This is a genomic window from Rhodococcus sp. NPDC006774 (assembly GCF_040636045.1).
Lineage (GTDB): Bacteria > Actinomycetota > Actinomycetes > Mycobacteriales > Mycobacteriaceae > Rhodococcoides.
Map to the genome: position 1 here is coordinate 173,414 of NZ_JBEYIW010000006.1, position 18,222 is coordinate 191,635.

Annotated in this window: 21 protein-coding genes and 3 pseudogenes; 2 read left to right on the forward strand and 22 right to left on the reverse strand. The window is 64.8% G+C overall.

Features of this window, described 5'->3' with window-relative positions:
- The 8 genes and pseudogenes from ABZ677_RS11725 to ABZ677_RS11760 form a co-directional block, all read right to left on the reverse strand.
- Positions 1–941 (reverse strand): annotated as a pseudogene (locus tag ABZ677_RS11725) (MinD/ParA family protein).
- A gap of 485 nt (positions 942–1,426) precedes the next feature.
- Positions 1,427–2,353 carry a tyrosine recombinase XerC gene (locus tag ABZ677_RS11730; protein WP_037189641.1) on the reverse strand — a complete coding sequence of 309 codons (927 nt, stop codon included), beginning with the start codon at positions 2,351–2,353 and terminating at the stop codon, positions 1,427–1,429.
- Positions 2,354–2,422: 69 nt separating this feature from the next.
- Entirely contained in the window at positions 2,423–3,205 is a 783-nt protein-coding gene (locus ABZ677_RS11735; RefSeq protein WP_094742079.1) for a siderophore-interacting protein, read from the reverse strand.
- Between the two features lie 96 nt (positions 3,206–3,301).
- Positions 3,302–4,423: a DNA-processing protein DprA gene (dprA, locus tag ABZ677_RS11740; RefSeq protein ID WP_094742080.1), complete on the reverse strand. Its 1,122-nt coding sequence runs from the start codon at positions 4,421–4,423 to the stop codon at positions 3,302–3,304.
- Positions 4,420–5,685: pseudogene (locus ABZ677_RS11745) on the reverse strand (YifB family Mg chelatase-like AAA ATPase); the annotation flags it as partial. The gene dprA and the pseudogene ABZ677_RS11745, both read right to left, overlap by 4 nt.
- 184 nt (positions 5,686–5,869) lie before the next feature.
- On the reverse strand, positions 5,870–6,277 hold the full coding sequence (locus ABZ677_RS11750) for a Fic family protein (protein WP_143544844.1): 408 nt from the start codon (positions 6,275–6,277) through the stop codon (positions 5,870–5,872).
- Positions 6,241–6,822 (reverse strand): Panacea domain-containing protein, encoded by a 582-nt coding sequence (locus ABZ677_RS11755; RefSeq protein ID WP_179274246.1) that lies wholly within the window; start codon positions 6,820–6,822, stop codon positions 6,241–6,243. Before ABZ677_RS11755 ends, ABZ677_RS11750 begins: the two co-directional genes overlap by 37 nt.
- A 455-nt stretch (positions 6,823–7,277) precedes the next feature.
- Positions 7,278–7,502, reverse strand: coding sequence for a hypothetical protein (locus ABZ677_RS11760; RefSeq protein WP_094695436.1), 225 nt, complete (start codon positions 7,500–7,502; stop codon positions 7,278–7,280).
- Positions 7,503–7,623: 121 nt separating this feature from the next.
- Here ABZ677_RS11760 and ABZ677_RS11765 point away from each other — a divergent pair, with 121 nt between their 5' ends.
- Complete coding sequence (locus tag ABZ677_RS11765; RefSeq protein WP_358369432.1) at positions 7,624–7,848, forward strand: hypothetical protein; 225 nt, start codon at positions 7,624–7,626, stop codon at positions 7,846–7,848.
- Positions 7,849–7,874: 26 nt separating this feature from the next.
- Positions 7,875–8,063 (forward strand): hypothetical protein, encoded by a 189-nt coding sequence (locus tag ABZ677_RS11770; RefSeq protein WP_358369435.1) that lies wholly within the window; start codon positions 7,875–7,877, stop codon positions 8,061–8,063.
- A gap of 398 nt (positions 8,064–8,461) precedes the next feature.
- Here the strand turns inward: ABZ677_RS11770 and ABZ677_RS11775 are convergent, their stop codons facing one another.
- From ABZ677_RS11775 to ABZ677_RS11840, 14 genes and pseudogenes are all read right to left on the reverse strand, one after another.
- The gene (locus ABZ677_RS11775) at positions 8,462–8,908 is read right to left on the reverse strand and encodes a phage protease (RefSeq protein ID WP_358369438.1); all 447 of its coding nucleotides are present in this window, start codon (positions 8,906–8,908) and stop codon (positions 8,462–8,464) included.
- Between the two features lie 14 nt (positions 8,909–8,922).
- Positions 8,923–9,801, reverse strand: a complete 879-nt coding sequence (locus ABZ677_RS11780; protein WP_094695440.1) for a major capsid protein — start codon at positions 9,799–9,801, stop codon at positions 8,923–8,925.
- A gap of 16 nt (positions 9,802–9,817) precedes the next feature.
- On the reverse strand, positions 9,818–10,192 hold the full coding sequence (locus ABZ677_RS11785) for a capsid cement protein (protein WP_358369441.1): 375 nt from the start codon (positions 10,190–10,192) through the stop codon (positions 9,818–9,820).
- 2 nt (positions 10,193–10,194) lie between these two features.
- Positions 10,195–10,818 carry a hypothetical protein gene (locus ABZ677_RS11790; RefSeq protein ID WP_358369444.1) on the reverse strand — a complete coding sequence of 208 codons (624 nt, stop codon included), beginning with the start codon at positions 10,816–10,818 and terminating at the stop codon, positions 10,195–10,197.
- A 21-nt stretch (positions 10,819–10,839) separates the two neighbouring features.
- A complete protein-coding gene (locus tag ABZ677_RS11795) occupies positions 10,840–11,226 on the reverse strand; it encodes a helix-turn-helix domain-containing protein (RefSeq protein ID WP_358369447.1) in 387 nt (128 codons plus the stop codon).
- Positions 11,223–11,837 (reverse strand): hypothetical protein, encoded by a 615-nt coding sequence (locus tag ABZ677_RS11800; protein ID WP_358369450.1) that lies wholly within the window; start codon positions 11,835–11,837, stop codon positions 11,223–11,225. The genes ABZ677_RS11795 and ABZ677_RS11800 overlap by 4 nt, the downstream gene beginning before the upstream one ends.
- A complete protein-coding gene (locus tag ABZ677_RS11805) occupies positions 11,830–12,120 on the reverse strand; it encodes a WhiB family transcriptional regulator (protein ID WP_358369453.1) in 291 nt (96 codons plus the stop codon). The genes ABZ677_RS11800 and ABZ677_RS11805 overlap by 8 nt, the downstream gene beginning before the upstream one ends.
- A gap of 349 nt (positions 12,121–12,469) precedes the next feature.
- Positions 12,470–14,137 (reverse strand): phage/plasmid primase, P4 family, encoded by a 1,668-nt coding sequence (locus ABZ677_RS11810; protein ID WP_358369456.1) that lies wholly within the window; start codon positions 14,135–14,137, stop codon positions 12,470–12,472.
- Between the two features lie 230 nt (positions 14,138–14,367).
- Positions 14,368–14,556: an excisionase family DNA-binding protein gene (locus tag ABZ677_RS11815; protein WP_094695446.1), complete on the reverse strand. Its 189-nt coding sequence runs from the start codon at positions 14,554–14,556 to the stop codon at positions 14,368–14,370.
- 211 nt (positions 14,557–14,767) lie between these two features.
- A complete protein-coding gene (locus ABZ677_RS11820) occupies positions 14,768–16,171 on the reverse strand; it encodes a recombinase family protein (RefSeq protein ID WP_358369460.1) in 1,404 nt (467 codons plus the stop codon).
- A gap of 32 nt (positions 16,172–16,203) precedes the next feature.
- Positions 16,204–16,449, reverse strand: a pseudogene (locus tag ABZ677_RS11825) (magnesium chelatase domain-containing protein); the annotation flags it as partial.
- Entirely contained in the window at positions 16,449–16,805 is a 357-nt protein-coding gene (locus tag ABZ677_RS11830) for a YraN family protein (RefSeq protein ID WP_094634544.1), read from the reverse strand. The pseudogene ABZ677_RS11825 and the gene ABZ677_RS11830, both read right to left, overlap by 1 nt.
- A 357-nt stretch (positions 16,806–17,162) precedes the next feature.
- On the reverse strand, positions 17,163–17,507 hold the full coding sequence (locus ABZ677_RS11835; protein WP_037189646.1) for an Lsr2 family protein: 345 nt from the start codon (positions 17,505–17,507) through the stop codon (positions 17,163–17,165).
- 401 nt (positions 17,508–17,908) lie between these two features.
- Positions 17,909–18,214, reverse strand: a complete 306-nt coding sequence (locus ABZ677_RS11840; RefSeq protein ID WP_008717288.1) for a DUF2469 domain-containing protein — start codon at positions 18,212–18,214, stop codon at positions 17,909–17,911.
- Between the last annotated feature and the right edge of the window lie 8 nt (positions 18,215–18,222).

Below are 18,222 nucleotides of genomic sequence, written 5' to 3' on the forward strand. Positions count from 1 at the left end.
TCAGCGCTGTGGGCCGGAGTGTCGGCCGGACGCCGCGGGAAAATCGTCGGCCACCATCGCCGCGAGTTCGACGAACGCACTTCGAGTCTGGGGACGCAACAGGTCGAGATCGACCACGGCACCCTCGGCGAGGTGCTCGTCGAATGGAACCACCAGCACGGCGCGACAGCGCTCGAGGAAGTGCTGTTGCAGCAAGTTCATGTCCACCGCCGACGAACCCGGGCGAACAGAGCTGATCACCACCACGGTCCGTTCGACCAGATGGCCGTAGCCGTGCAGCTCCAGCCAGTCCAGCGTCGCCGCAGCACTGCGCGCACCGTCGACTGCCGGCGAGCTGACCAGAACCAGCGCGTTCGCCAGTTGCAGTACCCCGTTCATCGCCGAGTGCATGATCCCGGTGCCGCAGTCGGTCAGGATCAGGTTGTAGTACACCTGCAGCATGTCGATGACGGCGCGGTAGTCCTCTTCGCCGAACATCTCCGACGCGGCGGGGTCGCGCTCGCCGGCCAACACTTCGAGTCGACTCGGCGCCTGCGAGGTGTGCTCGCGGATGTCGGAGTAGCGACGAATGTTGGGCGCGGCGGCCAGCAGATCGCGCACGGTCGACGCCGTCTGACGCGGAACTCGCTCCCCCAGGGTGCCGAAGTCGGGATTTGCGTCCACCGCGATGACGCAATCTCCGCGCAGCGATGCGAAAGTCGAACCGAGGCCCAGCGTGGTCGTCGTCTTACCGACGCCACCCTTGAGCGACAGGAAGGCGATCCGGTAGTCGCCGAGCACCGGCTGCCGAATGCGCTCGACCTGGTTTCGGTACCGCTCTTCGGCCGTCGATTCGCCTGGGTTGATGACGCCGCCGGTCAGCCGGTCAGCCGGTGCACGCCCCGCCGCCAGCCCGAGTTCGACGCTCGCTTGGGACGCTTGAGCAGCGAGTCCGCGCCCAGATCCTGACTGTTGGGTCGATAGGCGTTGGGTGCCCCCGACCAGGGTTGTGGCGACCATCGATCGGGGTGGGTCCGAGAATCATCGGTGTGCGGTGGCACCGGCAGGTATCGGTCCGGCTGGTATCGGTCCGGCTGGTACCGGTCCGGCTGCACGGCCGGAGGCCCGGGCTCGACCGGCACCGGCGGGTTGTACCGCGGCGGCATCGACTGTCGGTCGCCCGAGTCGGGTGTCTGCCAGGGTGGCGGCTGGCGAGGCGTCGAGCGGGGAGTGGACATCGAATTCGACGATACGGGCCCGCCGGCGTTGTCGCGTGCGCTGTCCGACCGACCAGAGGAGCTCTGATGATCGGCGGCGGAGCCGTTCCGGACATGCATGGACCACGTCTCCGAAGTACCTTGCGGTCGGTCGCGGTCCACGGTCCCCCGTATTCGGTGTTGTCAGTCGGTACACGACGCTACCAAACGTTGTGCTGCCGACGCTCGGCTCACGCTCGGGGATGAGCCTGATCGTGCACGGCACGCAGCCGTTCCACCGACACGTGTGTGTAGATCTGGGTGGTCGCCAGAGAGGCGTGGCCGAGCAGCTCCTGCACCACCCTCAGATCGGCTCCACCTTCGAGCAAGTGAGTTGCCGCTGTATGACGCAGGCCGTGTGGGCCGAGGCTGGGACCACCGGGGACGGTATCGAGTACCGCGTGTACCGCCGTTCTCGCCTGCCGTTGGTCGAGCCGTCCACCTCGACGTCCCAGCAGCAATGCCGCACCGGATCGATCAGAGACCAGTTCGGGTCTGCCGCTGACCAGCCAGTTCTCGACCGCGTGGGCTGCCGGTCCACCGTACGGAGCCGAGCGTTCCTTGTTTCCCTTGCCGATGACGCGGACCAGGCGGCGCTCGGTGTCCACGTCGTCGATGTCGAGTCCACACAACTCCCCCACCCGCACCCCGGTCGCGTACAGCAACTCGACGATGAGCCTGTCCCGCAGCGCGATGGGGTCGAGCTCGGCGGCACCCGATTCGGCAGCGGCCAACGCCTGTGCCGCCTGGCTGTGGCGAAGAACACCGGGCAGCGTGCGGTGGCCGGCCGGACCGGCCAGGCGTTCTGCCGGTGCCGCCGTCACTGCCCCCACCCGCTCGAGCCACTTCCCGAACGTCCTTGCCGACGAGGTTCGCCTCGCCATCGACGTTCTGGCCGATCCGGCCGCCGAGTGCGTGGCCAACCACGAACGCACTGCCCTGAGGTCGAGGTCGGCGATCGTCGCATCCGGCGAGGACTCGGCGAAGTGCGCGAGCAGCGAACGAGCATCGGAGACGTAGGCCCGGATGGTGTGCTCGGATCGCTCTCGACCGAGTCGAAGATGCTCGGCGAACTCCTCGACGTGAACGCCGAGGTGAGGCGGCAGCGAATCGGTCATCGGCTCAGCTTGAGCGCTGGCCGGCCGCGCGACAACCGGACACGCCGTCCGAGCTGGGTTGTCGCCGGATCAGGCATCGACTCCGGATTCGGCCTGTGCGAGTTCGCGCTTCCACACGCGGAACGTCTCCTCGGTTCGGCCGCGACGCCAGTACCCCGAAATCGAGGCCCACTCGGCACCGACCCCGCGCTCCTTGCGGATGTAGGGCCGGATGTTGTGCATGACGGCCTGCGCTTCCCCGTGTACGAAGACCTGTGCTTGCCCCGGCAGCCATTCGGTTCCCTTCACCGCTGCGATCAACGGCGCGTTGTCTCCCGCCCGGTCGTCCCCGACCTCGTTCGAGGACGCACCCCGGTGGACCCAGGTCACATCGACGACGGCGAGCGTCTCCATGTAGATCTCGTCGTGCCGGTCGGCGACTTCGATGAAGACCTTGGCGATGGCGTCTTCCGGGAGCGCCTCGACGGCAGCCGAGATCGCCGGAATCGCCGATTCGTCGCCGGCGAACAGGTGCCAGTCGGCGTCGGGGCGCGGGGCGTACCCACCGGAGGGGCCGAAGAACGACATCTCGTCTCCCGGCTTCGCCCGGGTGGCCCACGGCCCGGCGACTCCCTCGTCTCCGTGCACCACGAAGTCGATGGCTATCTCCCGCGCGCCGGTGTCGACCGAGCGAACGGTGTACGTGCGCATGATCGGTTCGTCCTCGGTACCGAGGAACAACTTGACGTAGGCGTCGGTCTCGTCGATCGCATCGAAGTCGTCGAAGTTGGCCCCACCCAGGTAGACCCGGTGCATGTGCGGGGTGAGCGCTTCGGTGCGCAGGACGGACAGGGTGGTTTTCTTGCGTGGCACTTCGGACCCCTCTTCGAGCGAACGACGCCGATACCCGATGCATCGACTAAGCATTACCTAACACCCTACCGTCCGAGCTCGTGAACGATAGTGCGCTCACCCACGCACCACGCGGAACCATCCGGTCTCGTCGCTGGCCACGAATCCGTCCATCTCCATTACCGGCAGGGATGCGCGCACCTTGCTCAACGGCACACCGGAGTGCTCGGACAATTCTCGACTCGACAGTGATCCGGATGCCGGCAACGCGTCGTAGATCAACAGTGCTGTGTCCGAGAGCGCATCGGTTTCACGAAAGAGGTCGGGCCGAGACTCCTCCGAGGACCCGAGAGCGCCCGCCTCGGCGACCACGTCGTGAGAGCTCGACACCAGCACGGCCTCGCCGTCCCGGATCATGCGGTGACAGCCGGTGGACGAGGGCGACGTGACCGGCCCAGGGACCGCCAGCACCGGCCGTCCCAGTTTCGCTGCCCATGCCGCCGTGTTGCGAGCACCGCTCCGCCACCCGGCCTCGACGACCACCACAGCCGATCCGAGTGCCGCGACGAGCCTGTTGCGAGCGAGGAAACGATGCTTCGCCGGCGTCGTGCCCGGCGCGTACTCACTGAGAACCAGCCCGTGAGCAGCGATCTGCCGCAGTAGCCGCGAATGACCCGCTGGATACGCACGATCGACGCCACAGGCGAGCACCGCCATCGTCGTACCCTCGACTCCGAGGGCCGCCCGATGTGCCGCGGCGTCGATGCCGAAAGCCGCTCCCGAGATGATGGTCCAGCCGTCGAGCGCCAGATCGGCGGATATCTCCGCCGTCACATGATCGCCGTAAGGACTCGATGCACGAGTCCCGACGATCGACACCGATCGCTCGGTGATCGTTGCCACCTGCCGAGTTCCCAGCGCCCACAACGCAATCGGCGGACAGGTGTCCACCCCTGCGGTCATTCCCGGTCCGTCGAATCCGAGAAAGCGCCACGCCGGCCATTCGTCGTCGTCCGGCGTGATCAACCGGCCACCGAGCGCAGCGATGTGGTCGAGATCCGCTGCCGCGGTATCGATGTGGGCGCGGACCGCGAGCCTCTCTCCCAACCTGCCCGCCCGCACTGCGTCTGCCGTCGATTCGGGACCGTGAGCTGCAGCATGATCGACCACCGGCCGATGCGGGCCTTGCGCCACGCGAGAGAGATACGCCCAGGCGAGTCGGCGCGTGTCGTGCGTCATGCCACTCCCCTGTCACGGAAGTCCAACGCGGCTCCGACCTCGTCGGCACCGGGGACCGAACCACCGGCCAGATCGTTCAGCGTCCACGCCACCCGAATGGCGCGGTCCGCGCCGCGCGCGGTCAGCGATCCGTTGCGCAACGCGCGCTCGACCGGAGCGAGCGTCGAGCGCGCCAATCGAAATCGTTGGCGCAGAGCGGGTCCTGGAACCTCCGCGTTGGTCCTCCAGCCGAACTCCCGCCACCGCTGCGCGGCGGCGTCCCTGGCCCCGGTCACGCGTGCGCGAATCTCGCTCGTACCCTCCCCTACCTCGTCGACCAGTGCACCTGTCGCGACACCCATCATCTGAATGCGCAGATCGACGCGATCCAGCAACGGCCCGGACAGCTTGCCGAGATATTTGCGTCGCGCTGTGGGCGGGCAGACGCAGTCCACCTGCCGCGCGGGTGCACACGGGCACGGATTGGCTGCGAGAACCAACTGAAATCTGGCCGGATACCTGGCCACACCGTCGCGACGAGCAATGCGAATCTCGCCGTCCTCCAACGGAGTACGCAACGCCTCGAGTACCCGAACGCTCATCTCGGCGCACTCGTCCAGAAACAGAACCCCTCGATGTGCGCGACTGACCGCTCCCGGTTTGGCCATTCCGGTTCCGCCCCCTACCAAGGCGCTCACCGAGGTCGAATGGTGCGGAGCGATGAACGGCGGCGACGTTATGAGCGGCCGCGCCGTGGTCAACAGGCCCGCCACCGAGTGGATCGCTGTCACTTCGAGCGCTTCCGATTCGGTCAGCGGGGGCAGAATCCCCGGAAGACGTTGCGCGAGCATCGTTTTTCCGATGCCCGGTGGCCCGGTCAGCATGATGTGATGTGCGCCTGCGGCGGCGACCTCCAGAGCCCATCGCGCATCCGCCTGTCCCGCAACATCACTGAGGTCCGGGTAGATCTCCTCGTGCCATTCGGTCGGGATGGGTGATTCGAGGGCCTGCTCACCACGTAGCCAGGCCACCACGTCCCCGAGCGAACCCGCACCCAGCACCTCGATCCCGTCCACCAGCCCCGCTTCGGGCAGACACTGCAGCGGAACGACCACCCGCTGCCAGCCAGCACTCTTGACCGCGAGCACCCCGGGCAGGACCCCACGAACTGCGCGCAGCCTGCCATCGAGTGCCAACTCACCCAGAAACACCGTGTCGGACAGGCATCCACGCGGAATCGCTTTGGCAGCGTCGAGAACCGACAGCGCCAATGCCAAGTCAAAGGTGCACTTGTAACTGTTCTAAAATTGTCTGATGTGCTACCCGTCCCGCTCCCCGGAGAGCACTTCCCAAGCAACGGCGACACGCCGCCTGAGCAGGCAAAATGCAACCTAGCCATCCGCGGCAACTAGGATCGCTAGAAATAAGCAACAGGATCGAATCAGCGATCCTAGTTGCCGCGGACCCTCAGATGAGTCGGTCCCCAAACCATGTAGTGATTCCGGCAACGTCGTATTGGTGGAGAGCAACAGCCTCCACGAAATCTGCCGCTTCGGCCTGTGCCGCGTTGCTGATGGTAGCGCCGAACGCTCCCAGGTAAATCATCGAAGATATCCACGCAGTTCGCTTGTTACCGTCGCCGAACGCGTGGGCGGACACGAGTCCATCCAACAACGTGGCGGCCCGCGCCATAAACGCCGGGATCAGCAGTTGGCCATCGAACGTGTGCATCGGGCGGCCCAGCGCGCCTTCTAGCTTCCCTCGATCCAGAAGGACGTGCTGGGCACCGATCATCTTCCTGTTCGTCTCGATGACGTCTTCAACAGGTAGGCAGAAGCTCAACGCTCCGCAAGCAAGGAGAGTGTTTGTGTCCACCGCTCAATTTCGCGGTCGACAGCACTTTGAAACGGCTCCCCACCGGAGACGGATACAGGCTGCAAATTGGGCGCAGCCGGTACCGTTTCGTCGGAGTTCAGCATCTTCGACGTATAGCAGCGCCGCATGTCAGACACGGTCACCACCTCGTTACTCTTCGCGTGCTTGTTCAGATCCCCCCGCGCCTTCTTCCACGGTAGATCTTGATGCGTCATTTCGATCAGCGTGTACCTGTCGTGCTGGCTGTAGAAGTCCAGCACCGCATCGACAATCAGTTGCGACTGGCCGACGATTTCCTGCGGCTTAGCTCCGGGGAGTTCCGTCCCGAAGATTCCGCCGACCGCCGGCCGGTCGTACTTGTTCACCTGATGCAATTTCGGCACCACCGGCCCAGCGGGCCAAGCTTCGAACTCGTCATCGAACAGCCGTCGGCCGTCCCAGGCGAGATGCCACGCTTGGACGAAGTACGTCAACTTCTCCAAGCTCCACGCATCCACCCAACCGCAGCGCTGGTAGATGTAGGCACCGACATCGAGAGCGTTCACCACTGGAACCACTCCCTTCCGTCAGCGTTTTCATCCACAGGTTATCCACAGTCTGTCTTGACTTTATCAACATGGTACGACACGAAGTCATTCCCTCATGCGATAGCCGCGCGGGGTCACATAAGTCGAAACTCGTTCGCTAAGCGAACAAGTCGACCGTTCAGCGCGGCTTGCACCCAACCGGCGACCCCGCGCGATTCAACCGACCGCCTCGCTTACCGAAGTCTCCGCGCGACAGATGTCGCCCTCTCCGGCGGGGCCGGATCTTCGACGCGAACCCACATACCTGGCCCGAAGATAGTTGTCTTCGGCTCGTCACCGCGCTCGTAGACAGACAGCGCCCCGGACGCGTGAACCTCGTACTTCGAGTCCGTGAACACGGTTGAGCCCCGCCCATTACTACCCTGGTAGGTGACTTTGAACGACTTCACAGCCGTGTTTTCGAGTGCCATGGTTCAGCCTTCCGTGCTGGTGTCGGTGTCGGTGCCGATCGCTAGGTCAATGCGCTGCCACACACCCGGCCCCCACACCAGCTGCTTACCGCTCGATTCCTGAATCAACAGTGCGCCGGAGGGGTCCAGCTCGAACCTGCCTTCGTACTCGTGCCGATACAGCTTGCCCATTCCGAACGGAATTGTCTGGACGAGGAACTTCTGACGCGAATTATTTGTGAGTGCCATGGGCGGCAGTGTGCCAGTCGAGTCCGACAAAACAGGCGATGCCGGCCACGTTCATTCACTCGAACGACGCCGATCCGACGCCGACCGGCGTTGACTGATTGACATGTGGAACAAACGGGCCGTGACCCAGAAGTGTGCCGACGCCGGGCTGACTGTGGAGAAGGCCGGCAAGCTGTCCGGCATTCCCGACCTCGAACGTCAGCTGGAACGAACGATCCCGTTGAACGACCATTCGCGCGCGTTGGCACAGATACTCAAATGTTCGGAAGCCGAACTGACGACCGCCGATCCCGAGAACTGGGGGCAGGTGTCACCGACAGAATGGGGACTCACACCAGGTCAGTAGCGTTCCATACCCCCTAGACTGGGACCATGACCCTGGCGTCGGATTACCGCAAACTGGCCCGCGAACAGACGACCCTGACCGATCTGCAGGCCCGGACGAGCCGACAGATCCGTGACCGGATCCGTCGCGCATTCGCAGACGGTGAGAGCTGGCAGGACATCGCCGAAGCCACCGGCCTGTCACGGGCGCGGATCTACCAACTTCGATCTTCGTAAACTGTTGCCGCACAAGGGCATTGGGGTATTAGTACCCCGCCCGATCCTGGCACGCCGCGCGTATATATGCGGACAATAACCGCTGATGGGGTGTCCCAGGGGGTACCCCGATAAATCCCCTAGTCAGGGGCCTAAGCCCGCCAGGATGGCCACATATCGGCTGGTCAGCGGCCTGGACCTGGACATGGAACGGCCCCGGCTCCGTGGCGAAGAAGTGGAAGCAAAGACGCCGGGAGTCGGGGCCGTGGGAGTGGCGTTCGCGCTGTTCCACCAACGCGGCGGCCGCTCCGGGTGCGCCGCCAGGGGCACCAGGGGAAACGGAAGCAAACCCATTCCCCAGCGGCGCTACCGCTGTCGGCGGTCCGGAAAGACGAACACCGACAGCGGAGCTTGTGGGGTCAGCGGAACCAACCTGCAGGCTCTGTCAGCCCGTCGGGGTCGTTCGCGCCGGGGTCGCAGTGGCCCAGTTCCTCGAGCGGGATCACCACGGGCATCTGCTTCAGCGTTGCCGCCATAGCGGGATCTGCCTGGATCACGTCCAGCCAGTGCTGACGACGCGCGGGCGGCAGCTTCCCGGCCCTGATAGCCGAATCGACCGCGTCGTTCGCTTCACGGACCTTCGACGCCGCGGCCAATGCGCGACCACGATCGGCGTCGGCCTTCAGCACGTCGTACGCCGCCGGGTCCAGCACGACGCCGCCTGCAGCGGCGGCCGACGCGGCAGCCACGGGCGGAGCGGTCACCAGTTCTTCGACAGCGACCACGACGAGTTCGGCGTCGGTGACGTCGGAGCCCAGGCCCAGTGCCTCGAGTAGCCGGGTGATCTGTTCGGGTGTGAAATCCATGTCTGTCCCTTCCCTTATGCCGTGAGTCCGACGAGCTTCTTCACCGAGTACGGCCGTTCGACCGCGATGGCCGGAACCGCGTAGCCCTGGACCCAACGCGACCGGACGGACCGGTCGTCCCAGGATTCGATGGTCAGGGGTCGCTCGAACCCGACGGATCCGGCTTCACCCTGGGCCAGGACGTACGCCACCCCGTCTGCCACTCGTGGGCTGACGAACAGAGTCAGGCCGAACGACTCGAGGACGTCCTTCAGGTTCTGGCCGTACAGGGTTCGCAGCGTGGCGGCCAGGTCCGGGCCCATGATGATCAGATCGTGAGTCACGCCCATTTCCTGGCGATCGGCAGCGGCCTGTGCTTCGGCGAAGTCGGCGGTGGGCCGCTCCGACGCGCCTGTCGGTGCGGCACCGTCGAGCTGGACCGTGGCCCACTCGTGGCCGACGATGACGTTCTCCGGCAACAGGTGCGCTTCGAGTTCCTCGATGGCGCGGGCGTTGAGCTTGCGCGTGATCGTGTTCGCGAGCTGGGTTGTGTAGTTGTCCAGCCGCGACACATCGTTGCGGTCGATTTCCTCGTCGGTCAGTTTGAACTTGCCGCCGAAGTCCTCGACCGGCGCCAGCTTCGGCTCCGGGTCGACACCCTTCACGGTGATGTACTCCGAACCGGGAGTGCGCTTCTCGACGTCCCCGGCGACGTACAGATCGGCCACACGAGCGGAGGCGTACAGCAGGCCGCCGCCTTCGACGCGGGCACCGTAGGGGCTGAAGAACTTCGGGAGCAGCAGCTGATTGTCGGCCAGTGCGGCGACCCGGTCACGGATCACCGACGGGTTCTTCAGTGCGACGTCCACCGTCAGGCGGCGGCCGTTTAGTTCGGGAATGAGTGCGTTAGCCATTGCAGCACAACACCTTTCAGTAGAGAGAAATCTGGGCGTCGGTGCCGCTGGCGGCTCCGGTGACGGCGAAGCCGACGGCCACGCCGCTGGCCTTGGTGATGACTTGGCCGGCGCTGCCGACCTCCACTTCGGCGTTGGCCGCAATCGCTCCCCCGGCTCGAACGCGGACCACACGGCTGTTGCCGCGAGTGACGGAGACGAGGCCGCCCGTCGCGGCGTCGTGCTTGGCGATTCCGAAGATGCGCGCACCTGCCGGGGCCGGGGCGACGGCCAGGTTTCCCCCCGATACGCGGTTGCCGCTGATCGCCACGGCGCGGCCGCCGATCACGTCCGCGGTGGCCTGGGCGCTGATGTCGCGACCGGGGCCGTAGATATCGATATCGATCGACATGTTCAGTTCCCTTCCATCGTGTGCAGGATCGAAGCCGCGCGGCGTTGCCGACGGCGTGACGCGGCGGCGCGTAGCTGTACGCGCTGGGCCGTTGTCAGTTGTGCAGATTGCGGGGCCGAAGCCCGGACGAGCCGGATCCCGGTCGTTGCCATGGCGGGCACGCGTGACGCGCCGCCGTCGTAGAGGGCCGTGACTTCGTTCAGGGACTTCAGTGTGGGAACGCCGGGATCCTCCGCGCCCAGTAGCGCGACGGCGGCCAGGAACGCCGGGAACACACGACCGTCCGGCGCGGTCCAGTTGTCGGCCACTTCCACCGACCTCGTCGGGAACAGACCCTTCAGGTTCGCCGCCAACGGACCGGGAACGCCGACGTAGTCACCGACGAGGGTGTCGCCTCCGTCGGTCAGCCGAAGCCCGTCGATCCATCCGATGGACGGTTGGCCGACCTCGTCTTCGACGTGGCCCAGCTTCAGCGGAGGACGACGAACGCCGCCGTCCCGGAACGCCGACAGGATCGATGCCAGCATGGGCCGGGTGACGGTCCAGCCTTCACGGTTCGAGATGTCGTAGCGGCCGACCTTCAGCAGCTCCACGTTCCGCACGGTGCGTAGATCGGGGCGCGTCACCGAAGCGCCCCGATCGCAGCGTCATCGTGTGCGGCGCGTCCGGAACCGCTCGAGGTCCGATCGGTGGACGAGCCAACGGCCACCGATGCGTTCGGCGTCGATCCGCCCTTTGCGGACCAGATGCCGGACGTTCGGTTCACCACAGCGCAGGATCCGCGCCGCTTCAGCCGTGTCCACGAGGTCATGGGGCAATCGTGCAGCCGAAATCAGTTCGCGCCAAACATCGTTTGCGTCGGCGTAAACGAATGCCGTTGTGGCGGTTCGTAGCTCGTCCCGAAGAACCCGCATCGAAGGTACTAATCCCCGGTCCGGATCACGAGTGTTCAACGCGTCCAGCGCGTCCGCCAACTTCGCCGCAGCTGCCCGGTCCACGAGGATCGCATCCGGCCCGAGCGCACGCACGGTCATCGCTCCCCCGCCTTCCAGGCATCGATGTCGCGCTGCGCCAGCTGGCCGTTCCACAGCGCCGTCCGACGCAACTGACGTAGATCGTCGTCCGTCTTCGATATCCACCCGTCCTCGTACCGTGCGCGCGCCTGGGTGATCAACCGGACCCGATCCGGATAGGCCGTACCGAAGCCGTCGAACGCGGCCAGGCAGGCCGGATCGTCGGTCGGGGAATCGGTGACACCCAGGCGGGCCAGATCGTCCGCCGACAGCCCCGTCAGCGGTTCGCCCAGTTCAGCGTTCGTCCACGCCGACGGCCCTTCCCTGTCGCTTCGGGTCACACGAGGATGACGACGCATCAGCCACCCGATCAGCGCCACAGTCAGCCGCGCGCCCAGTCGCGCCTGCAGGAACTCGAACGGGACGTCTTCCCTGTCCTGCGTTTCGGTCAGCCGGTCAGCCTCTGTCGATGCCAGTAGTTCCGCTCCCAGCGCCCTCTCCATGTCGACCAGCGAATGGCCGCGGCTACGTTCCCGGATGGCTGCGACACGGGCGGCGGCGGCGCGGTAAGCCTGCGGATCGGAGGCCGAAGCCGGGAGGTCGAACAGTAGGCCGTCGGATCGTTCAGTCATCAGCTTCGTCCTTCGAGGTTTTGTAGGAATAGATGTGTCCGGCCACGACGCCCTGACGTAGCCGTCGCGGTTCGGTGAGGATCCACGCGTGGCATTGCGCCAGCGCGGGACAGCTCGAGCACAGGGCCACGGCCTGCGCCTGCCGTGCCGTCACCGACTCCGGTACTTCGCCATGGCCTGCAGGGTCGAACAGATGCCAGCGGCCACGACAGAGCGCACCGGGAAGGTCCGGGGTCGAACCGGCCAGGACGTGGACCACACGAGCCGATCGCCGGACGGTCACCGGACGGCCCCGTTCGCTGTCGCTCGTTCCGGCTGCGTTCCGAGAACGAACGCGCGAACCGCTGAAACTTGCCCCCTAAAATCCCGCTTAGGGGGCACCCCTCCGACGCCACTGACCAGGGCCGATGCCCCGAAATTGGACCGATTCCCCCTAAGCCCCCTAAACCTCGAGTTAGTTACGTGTATAGAAAAAGTAGAAAATTTCACCAGGTTTCCAACTTTCTGGGATTTAGAGGGCTTAGGGGGTAAACGCCTGGGCGAAACGGTCGATGAGCTGCATGTTTCGTGGTGCCCCCTTGGCCCCGGTAGGGGTCCGTAAGGGGGATTTAGGGGGCACCGGATCACGCCGCTCATGCGAACGAATACGGGTCGGGCGTCTTCAGCAGTTCCAGCGCCCGGTCCGTGAACCGGATCCCTACGAACTTCGCCGGCCGATTGCCGCCCTGGCGGGGCAGGTGCTTCGCGGTGACGTTGATGTCGGCCAGTTCTCCGACCAGGGCCGGGCCGATGTCCTTCGACCGCGTCGGCCGCTCCCGCGGGTTGTCACTCTCCACGGCCCGGTAGTTGCGCCACGCGGTGAACACGTCCCCGGCGGTCACGTCGTCCCCGTCGGCCGGTTCGAAGCATTCACGAGCGAACACGGCGAAGGTGGACGCGTTCGCAGCGGCGTTACGGCTGGCTTCGGTGACCGACTCCGGTTCCTGTAACCCGTTGGCCTCGTAGTCCTTCCAGCCTTCGAGCAACCACGACAGCACGCCGTTCGACTCGTCGGACACGATCGTGTGCTTCAGCCGCGGATCCGCCTGTGCGCCCTCGAACTTCCGCGTGAACGGCACTTCGCGGTACCGCTTCCAGAACGCCTGTTCGCCGGGGCCGACGTCCGGGCGATGGTTCGTTGCGACCACGAGCGTGTACGTGGGCCGGATATCGCGGAAGTCCTGATGCATCCCACGCGCCCGGAGGGTGTCGCCGCCGGTCATCTTCTTCAGCAGCTCTGTGTTCCACCGCTGCCCCGATCGTGTCTCCGACGACGTGACCAGACGCGCACCGTCCAGCACCATCAGTTCGGTGGGATGGGCTTCGCCCTGGCGTTCCACGAGCACCTGGCCCGGAAGGTGCCCGGCGTAGGAACCGAGCACGTCGGCCAGAATTTCCAACAGGACCGACTTACCATTGCGGCCCACGCCGACGAAACAGATCATGTGGTGTTCGTTGTAGTCGCCGCACAGGGCGGCACCCAAGGCGCGCTGGACGTACCCGCGAACTTCGGCGTCGGGAAGAATTTCGTCCATGAACTGACGGAACCGCGGCGCTTCGGCGTCCTCGTCGTACATCGCGTTCGTGACCTTCGTAATCAGGTCCAGGCTCCGGTGGTCGCGAACCTCCCCCGTGCGTAGGTCGACGGTCCCGGTGGGCGTGTTCAGCAGGTAGCCGTCTTCGTCCCACACGTCACCGTCCAGCACGCGCGTGTTCCACATCGACTTCAGCTGCCGGATCGTGCCGTCCAGGTTCGACGTCGCCCCGGCCCACTTCTTGTCCTCGACCATTTCCGTCGTGACGGGCTTCCCGGTCTTCGCGCTGTGGTAGTTGCCCTGGCCGTCGGTGGTCAGTTCGCCCGACTCCACCTTCGCCATGGCCGTTTCCGGTGTCAGCTTGACGGTTCGGTACGGGACGATCCGTTGTGTCGGGACGACGCGTTCGGCAACCACCGCGCTCCCTGCCACCAGTCGCTGGAACGCGGCGTGGACCTGCGCGGCGGCGTCGCCGCTGCGAGACCATCGTTCACCGGTCCAGACGAACCACTGCCCGGACCGTTCGCCGGTCACTTCGTACTTCACGCGGCCCGACAGCAGTTTGCTCAGGTGCAGCGCGATCGTGTGGTGCGTGGCTTCGACCCATTCCCGTCGACCGGGCGTCGTCTGGGTCAGTGTGAAATCTTCCAGCGACTCGAACAGCCCAGGCTCCGGCTTCGCGGTGACCTGTGCCATCAGTGCGGCTGCGGGGTATTCTCGTTTCATCGAATCACCGTTCGTATCTTGGAATCCCGGCGTCTCGGCAGCGCCGGGATTCTGCATTTGCGGTCAGTACACGTCTGCGATGGGATTCGATTTTCAGTGCGTGACAGCATGATTCGGACGGCTCCCGGTGCGCAGCAGTGATGCGATGCGGTCACGTTGGGCGTCGGTCAACGGTGGCGCGGAGGCCAGGACACGGGCGACGTGGTCGCTGACGCGACGATCGGCGGCCTTCATTTCTGGACCGGCGTCAGCATGGCGTCCAGATCCTCGAAACGGATCCGGAGCGTCCGGCTTGTTCCGACGCGGTACGCGGGAAGCGACCCCGTGGCGATCATTCGCCGGATCGTGGCCGGATGGCAGTTCATGTATTCGGCGGCCGTGGCGACCGACGCAACGCCGGGCCTAGCGGGTGGGGACATGACAGCTCCAGGTGTAGTTCTCTACACCCGGCACCCTGCGAAGTCACCCCACGGCGGTTGTCACAGCGGCCCGAGATATCTCGGCAGCGTTGTCAGATCCGGTGACTCGACGGTCACCGCGCGGGCCGTGGACCCGCACACCCACAGTTAAGCATGTGTGCGCATCCGTGCGCAAGAGTCGAAATCTGTTGCGGCACAATAGTCGTGGTGACTATGACAAAGTCTTCCAGTCGATCTGCACGTACTCCGGATTGAAATATCCGCCGCCGGGCTGACGGCCGCGCGGTGCCGGGAGCAACGTCACCGTCATCAGCGCGTCGATCACCTTGCCGCGTACGTCCGCTGACAGCGCCTCCCAGGCTTCGGCGATATCGTCGCCGCCCAGAACGAGATTGGCCAGTGCCGACGACTGACGGGCCTTGGCGATGTCGGCCTCGATGGTGTCCAGTTCGACGCGCATCTTCGACGTCCCGGCCCGGAGCTGGGATGCGTCGATATCGCCAGCGGAGAACAGTTCGGCAAGTTGGTCCAGGCGCGCCTGGATTCCAGCGCGCCTGGACTTCAGCCCCTCGACGTCGATGCCCGACGCCTCGTCGCCCCGGAGTATCGCGGCGTCCGGGGCCGCCAGTCGTCCGACCACGAGCGCCGTCACGTAATCGTCCAGCGGTGCCGCCACACGGGCCAGGTGAGCGCCGCCGCGGCACCGGTATGCCCGAGCCTTCGGCTTGTCCTTCCCGCTACTCTGCGACGCCGTCAGCATCGTCAGGCCGCACTTGCCGCACAGGTAGACCCCGGAACCCTGGTAGCGCCGCTCACGCCCAGCGGAGTGGCCGCGGGACGGATCCGTCAACAGCGACTCGAGCGCGGCCAGGGTGTCGGGGTCGATGATCGTTTCCCACGCGCCCACGCCGACCCGCTTCCCTTCGTGCAGGACGTGACCGGCGTTGCGGGGTCGGAGCATGACCTTTTTCACTTCCCGCGAATCGAACGGGTTGCCGCCGAACGAGGTCCGTAACCCGGCCTCGTTCCACTCCCGCGCAATCTGGGACAGCGACACCCCGGCCAGCAGGCGCGGCGCTGCGTCACGGATGGCCCCGGCTTCGGCTGCCCTCGTGTGCATCCCGTCAGCTTCGTAGCCGAAGGACCGGCGACCGCCGCGGAACGTGCCCGCTACCGCGGCCTGTTGCTTCGCGCGCTTCTGTCGTTCGATGGAATGTTCCACCTCGTGGCGCGCTGCGGCACCGAGCATCCGGGCCAGCATCTTCCCCGACGCCGTGGACAGATCCATCGTCCCGGCGTGGACGGTGCGAATCTCCGTCCGGTGCGTCTCGCACAGATCGATGAACGACTCGAGTTCGAGCGGCCGGCGGTGCAGTCGGTCCGGGTGCCACGCCACGATGGCCTGGGCCTTGCCGGTCCGCACGTCGTCCAGCATCGATTCGTACCCCGGACGCCGACGCCCGGAGTACGCGCTGATGTCGTTGTCCGAGTATTCGGCGACGACGGTCCATCCCAGCTTCGCCGCCAGCTCGAGGCAGTCCGCCCGTTGCCGATCCACGCCCAGGCCAGCGCCGCTACGGTCCTTCGATATGCGCGTGTACACGATGGCCTGCATGTTTAGAACGGTACCTTCCGTACCTACGTAAAGTCGTACACCGATCCGCCCTTCGGCAGGGTCGCGGGCGACAGAGCGAGAATCACCCGGCTGTCCGGCCACGTTCCGCCCGAGTTCTTCACCGCAGCCTTGACTCGATCACGCGATTCGTTCAGAGCAGTATCGGGCAACCCGACCAGATGCGTACCGGGCAAGCCCTGCCCGATGTCCGCTTCGATCTCCACCAACACACCGTCGACCCCGTTGACCGCCACCGAATGCGCTCTCCCGAGTGGCATCAGAACGCGGACCGAACGTGCGTGATGACCGGTTCTTCGTGACGACCGACCACTATTGCGATCACATCGAACCTGATCTGTACCCACGGTCCCTGCTGCAGCGAAAGCCACCGCAGCGCGAGACCTCTGATTCGCGTCTGTTTCGCGTACGTCACCGCTTCGGCCGGTGTTCCGTAACCGATTCCCGAGCGAGTCTTCACTTCGACGAAAACCATGGTGTCGCCGTCGCGCGCGATGATGTCGAGTTCTCCGGACCGATGCCGCCAATTCCGCTCGATCACATCCAGGCCGATGTCCTCGAGATGGCGCACCGCGAGTTCCTCACCGCGCGCACCGAGTTCCTGGTTGGTTGCCATGTCCGCCATTCCTCCACTCTCCGACCGTGTATTGCGGCCGATTCGGTCGTCTCGACGGTGGCACGACCCGAAAGAGGAGAAACGAAGAAAGTGCAGGTGGGAAATTGCCCTGTGGACAACTACCCGACTGTGGACCGACGGTCCGATCGTCGGCGGCGATCGGTCCGCTGTGTCGGACCGCCGTGCTACGGCCCGAGCGTGTTCGAGCGGCCGGGTGAGAGCAGACCCGATACGCAAAAAGCTCCGTCCGGATTCATGAAATCGGACGGAGCTGATGCGGTGTATCGGTACCGAAACCCGAAAGTACCGATACGTAGAACGTCTGCCGAGACTTCACGCCTCGGTTTCGAAGGACTGTCAGTGAGCAGCCTCGTAGGCCGCCTGCACATCCTGACTGATGCGGCCGCGGGCACTGACCTCGTGGCCGTTCTCGCGTGCCCATGCTCGAATGTCCTGCAGATCGACCTTGCCGCGAACCGGTGCTGCTGCAGCACCGCCCTTACGGGTACGGCGTCCGGAAATCTTCTCGGCATGCTCGATCCAGAATGCCAACTGTTCGTGCAATTCGTTGGCATGCTTGAGATTCAAATCGATGCGGTACTGGTTTCCACCGATGCCGAATTCGATGGATTCACCTTGGCCGTCTTTGATGACCGATCCATCTACATCGTCGATCATCTGCACAAGTGTCTTGCGTGCCATCTCGTACCTCTTACACGTCTGGGGGATGTGATATTCAAGTTCTACCACCCATTCTCGTATCCACGCAAAGAACTGCAGGTGTTTCGCGACGTGTCGAATCGAAAATATCGGTACAGAAATTGATCAGCTTTTCGAGTGAGTAATCTACGAATTCGAATAGCACTGTTGCGCAGTGTGTTTCACACACGAAACCGGCGTGCACCTTTCGACCGAGAACAACTTTCCGTGACACCGAACACTGAAACAGAACACGCGGACCGATTTGGCCGGGTGTCCAATTTTTCGTGTGTCGATACAGTCGGAACACAACGACCGCATCGAATCAGGCGGTTCGCAACCCGCCGCTCCGACGTCCGACGCTCGGGTGACTCCGTCGCGCCGCACTCGCCGGACGAGGAGAGCTATTCCGGCAGACGAAGATCTGGTTTGTCCAACTCTTCGATGTTGACGTCCTTGAAGGTGATCACCCGGACATGCTTGACGAAACGGGCGGGACGATACATGTCCCACACCCACGAGTCGGACATTCGCAATTCGAAGTAGATTTCACCGTCGGCATTGTGCGGAATGAGTTCGACGGAGTTGGCCAGATAGAACCGACGCTCGGTTTCGACGACGTAGTTGAACTGACCCACGATGTCCCGGTACTCGCGATACAGCGAGAGCTCCATCTCGGTTTCGTACTTTTCGAGATCTTCGGCACTCATCGGTTTCT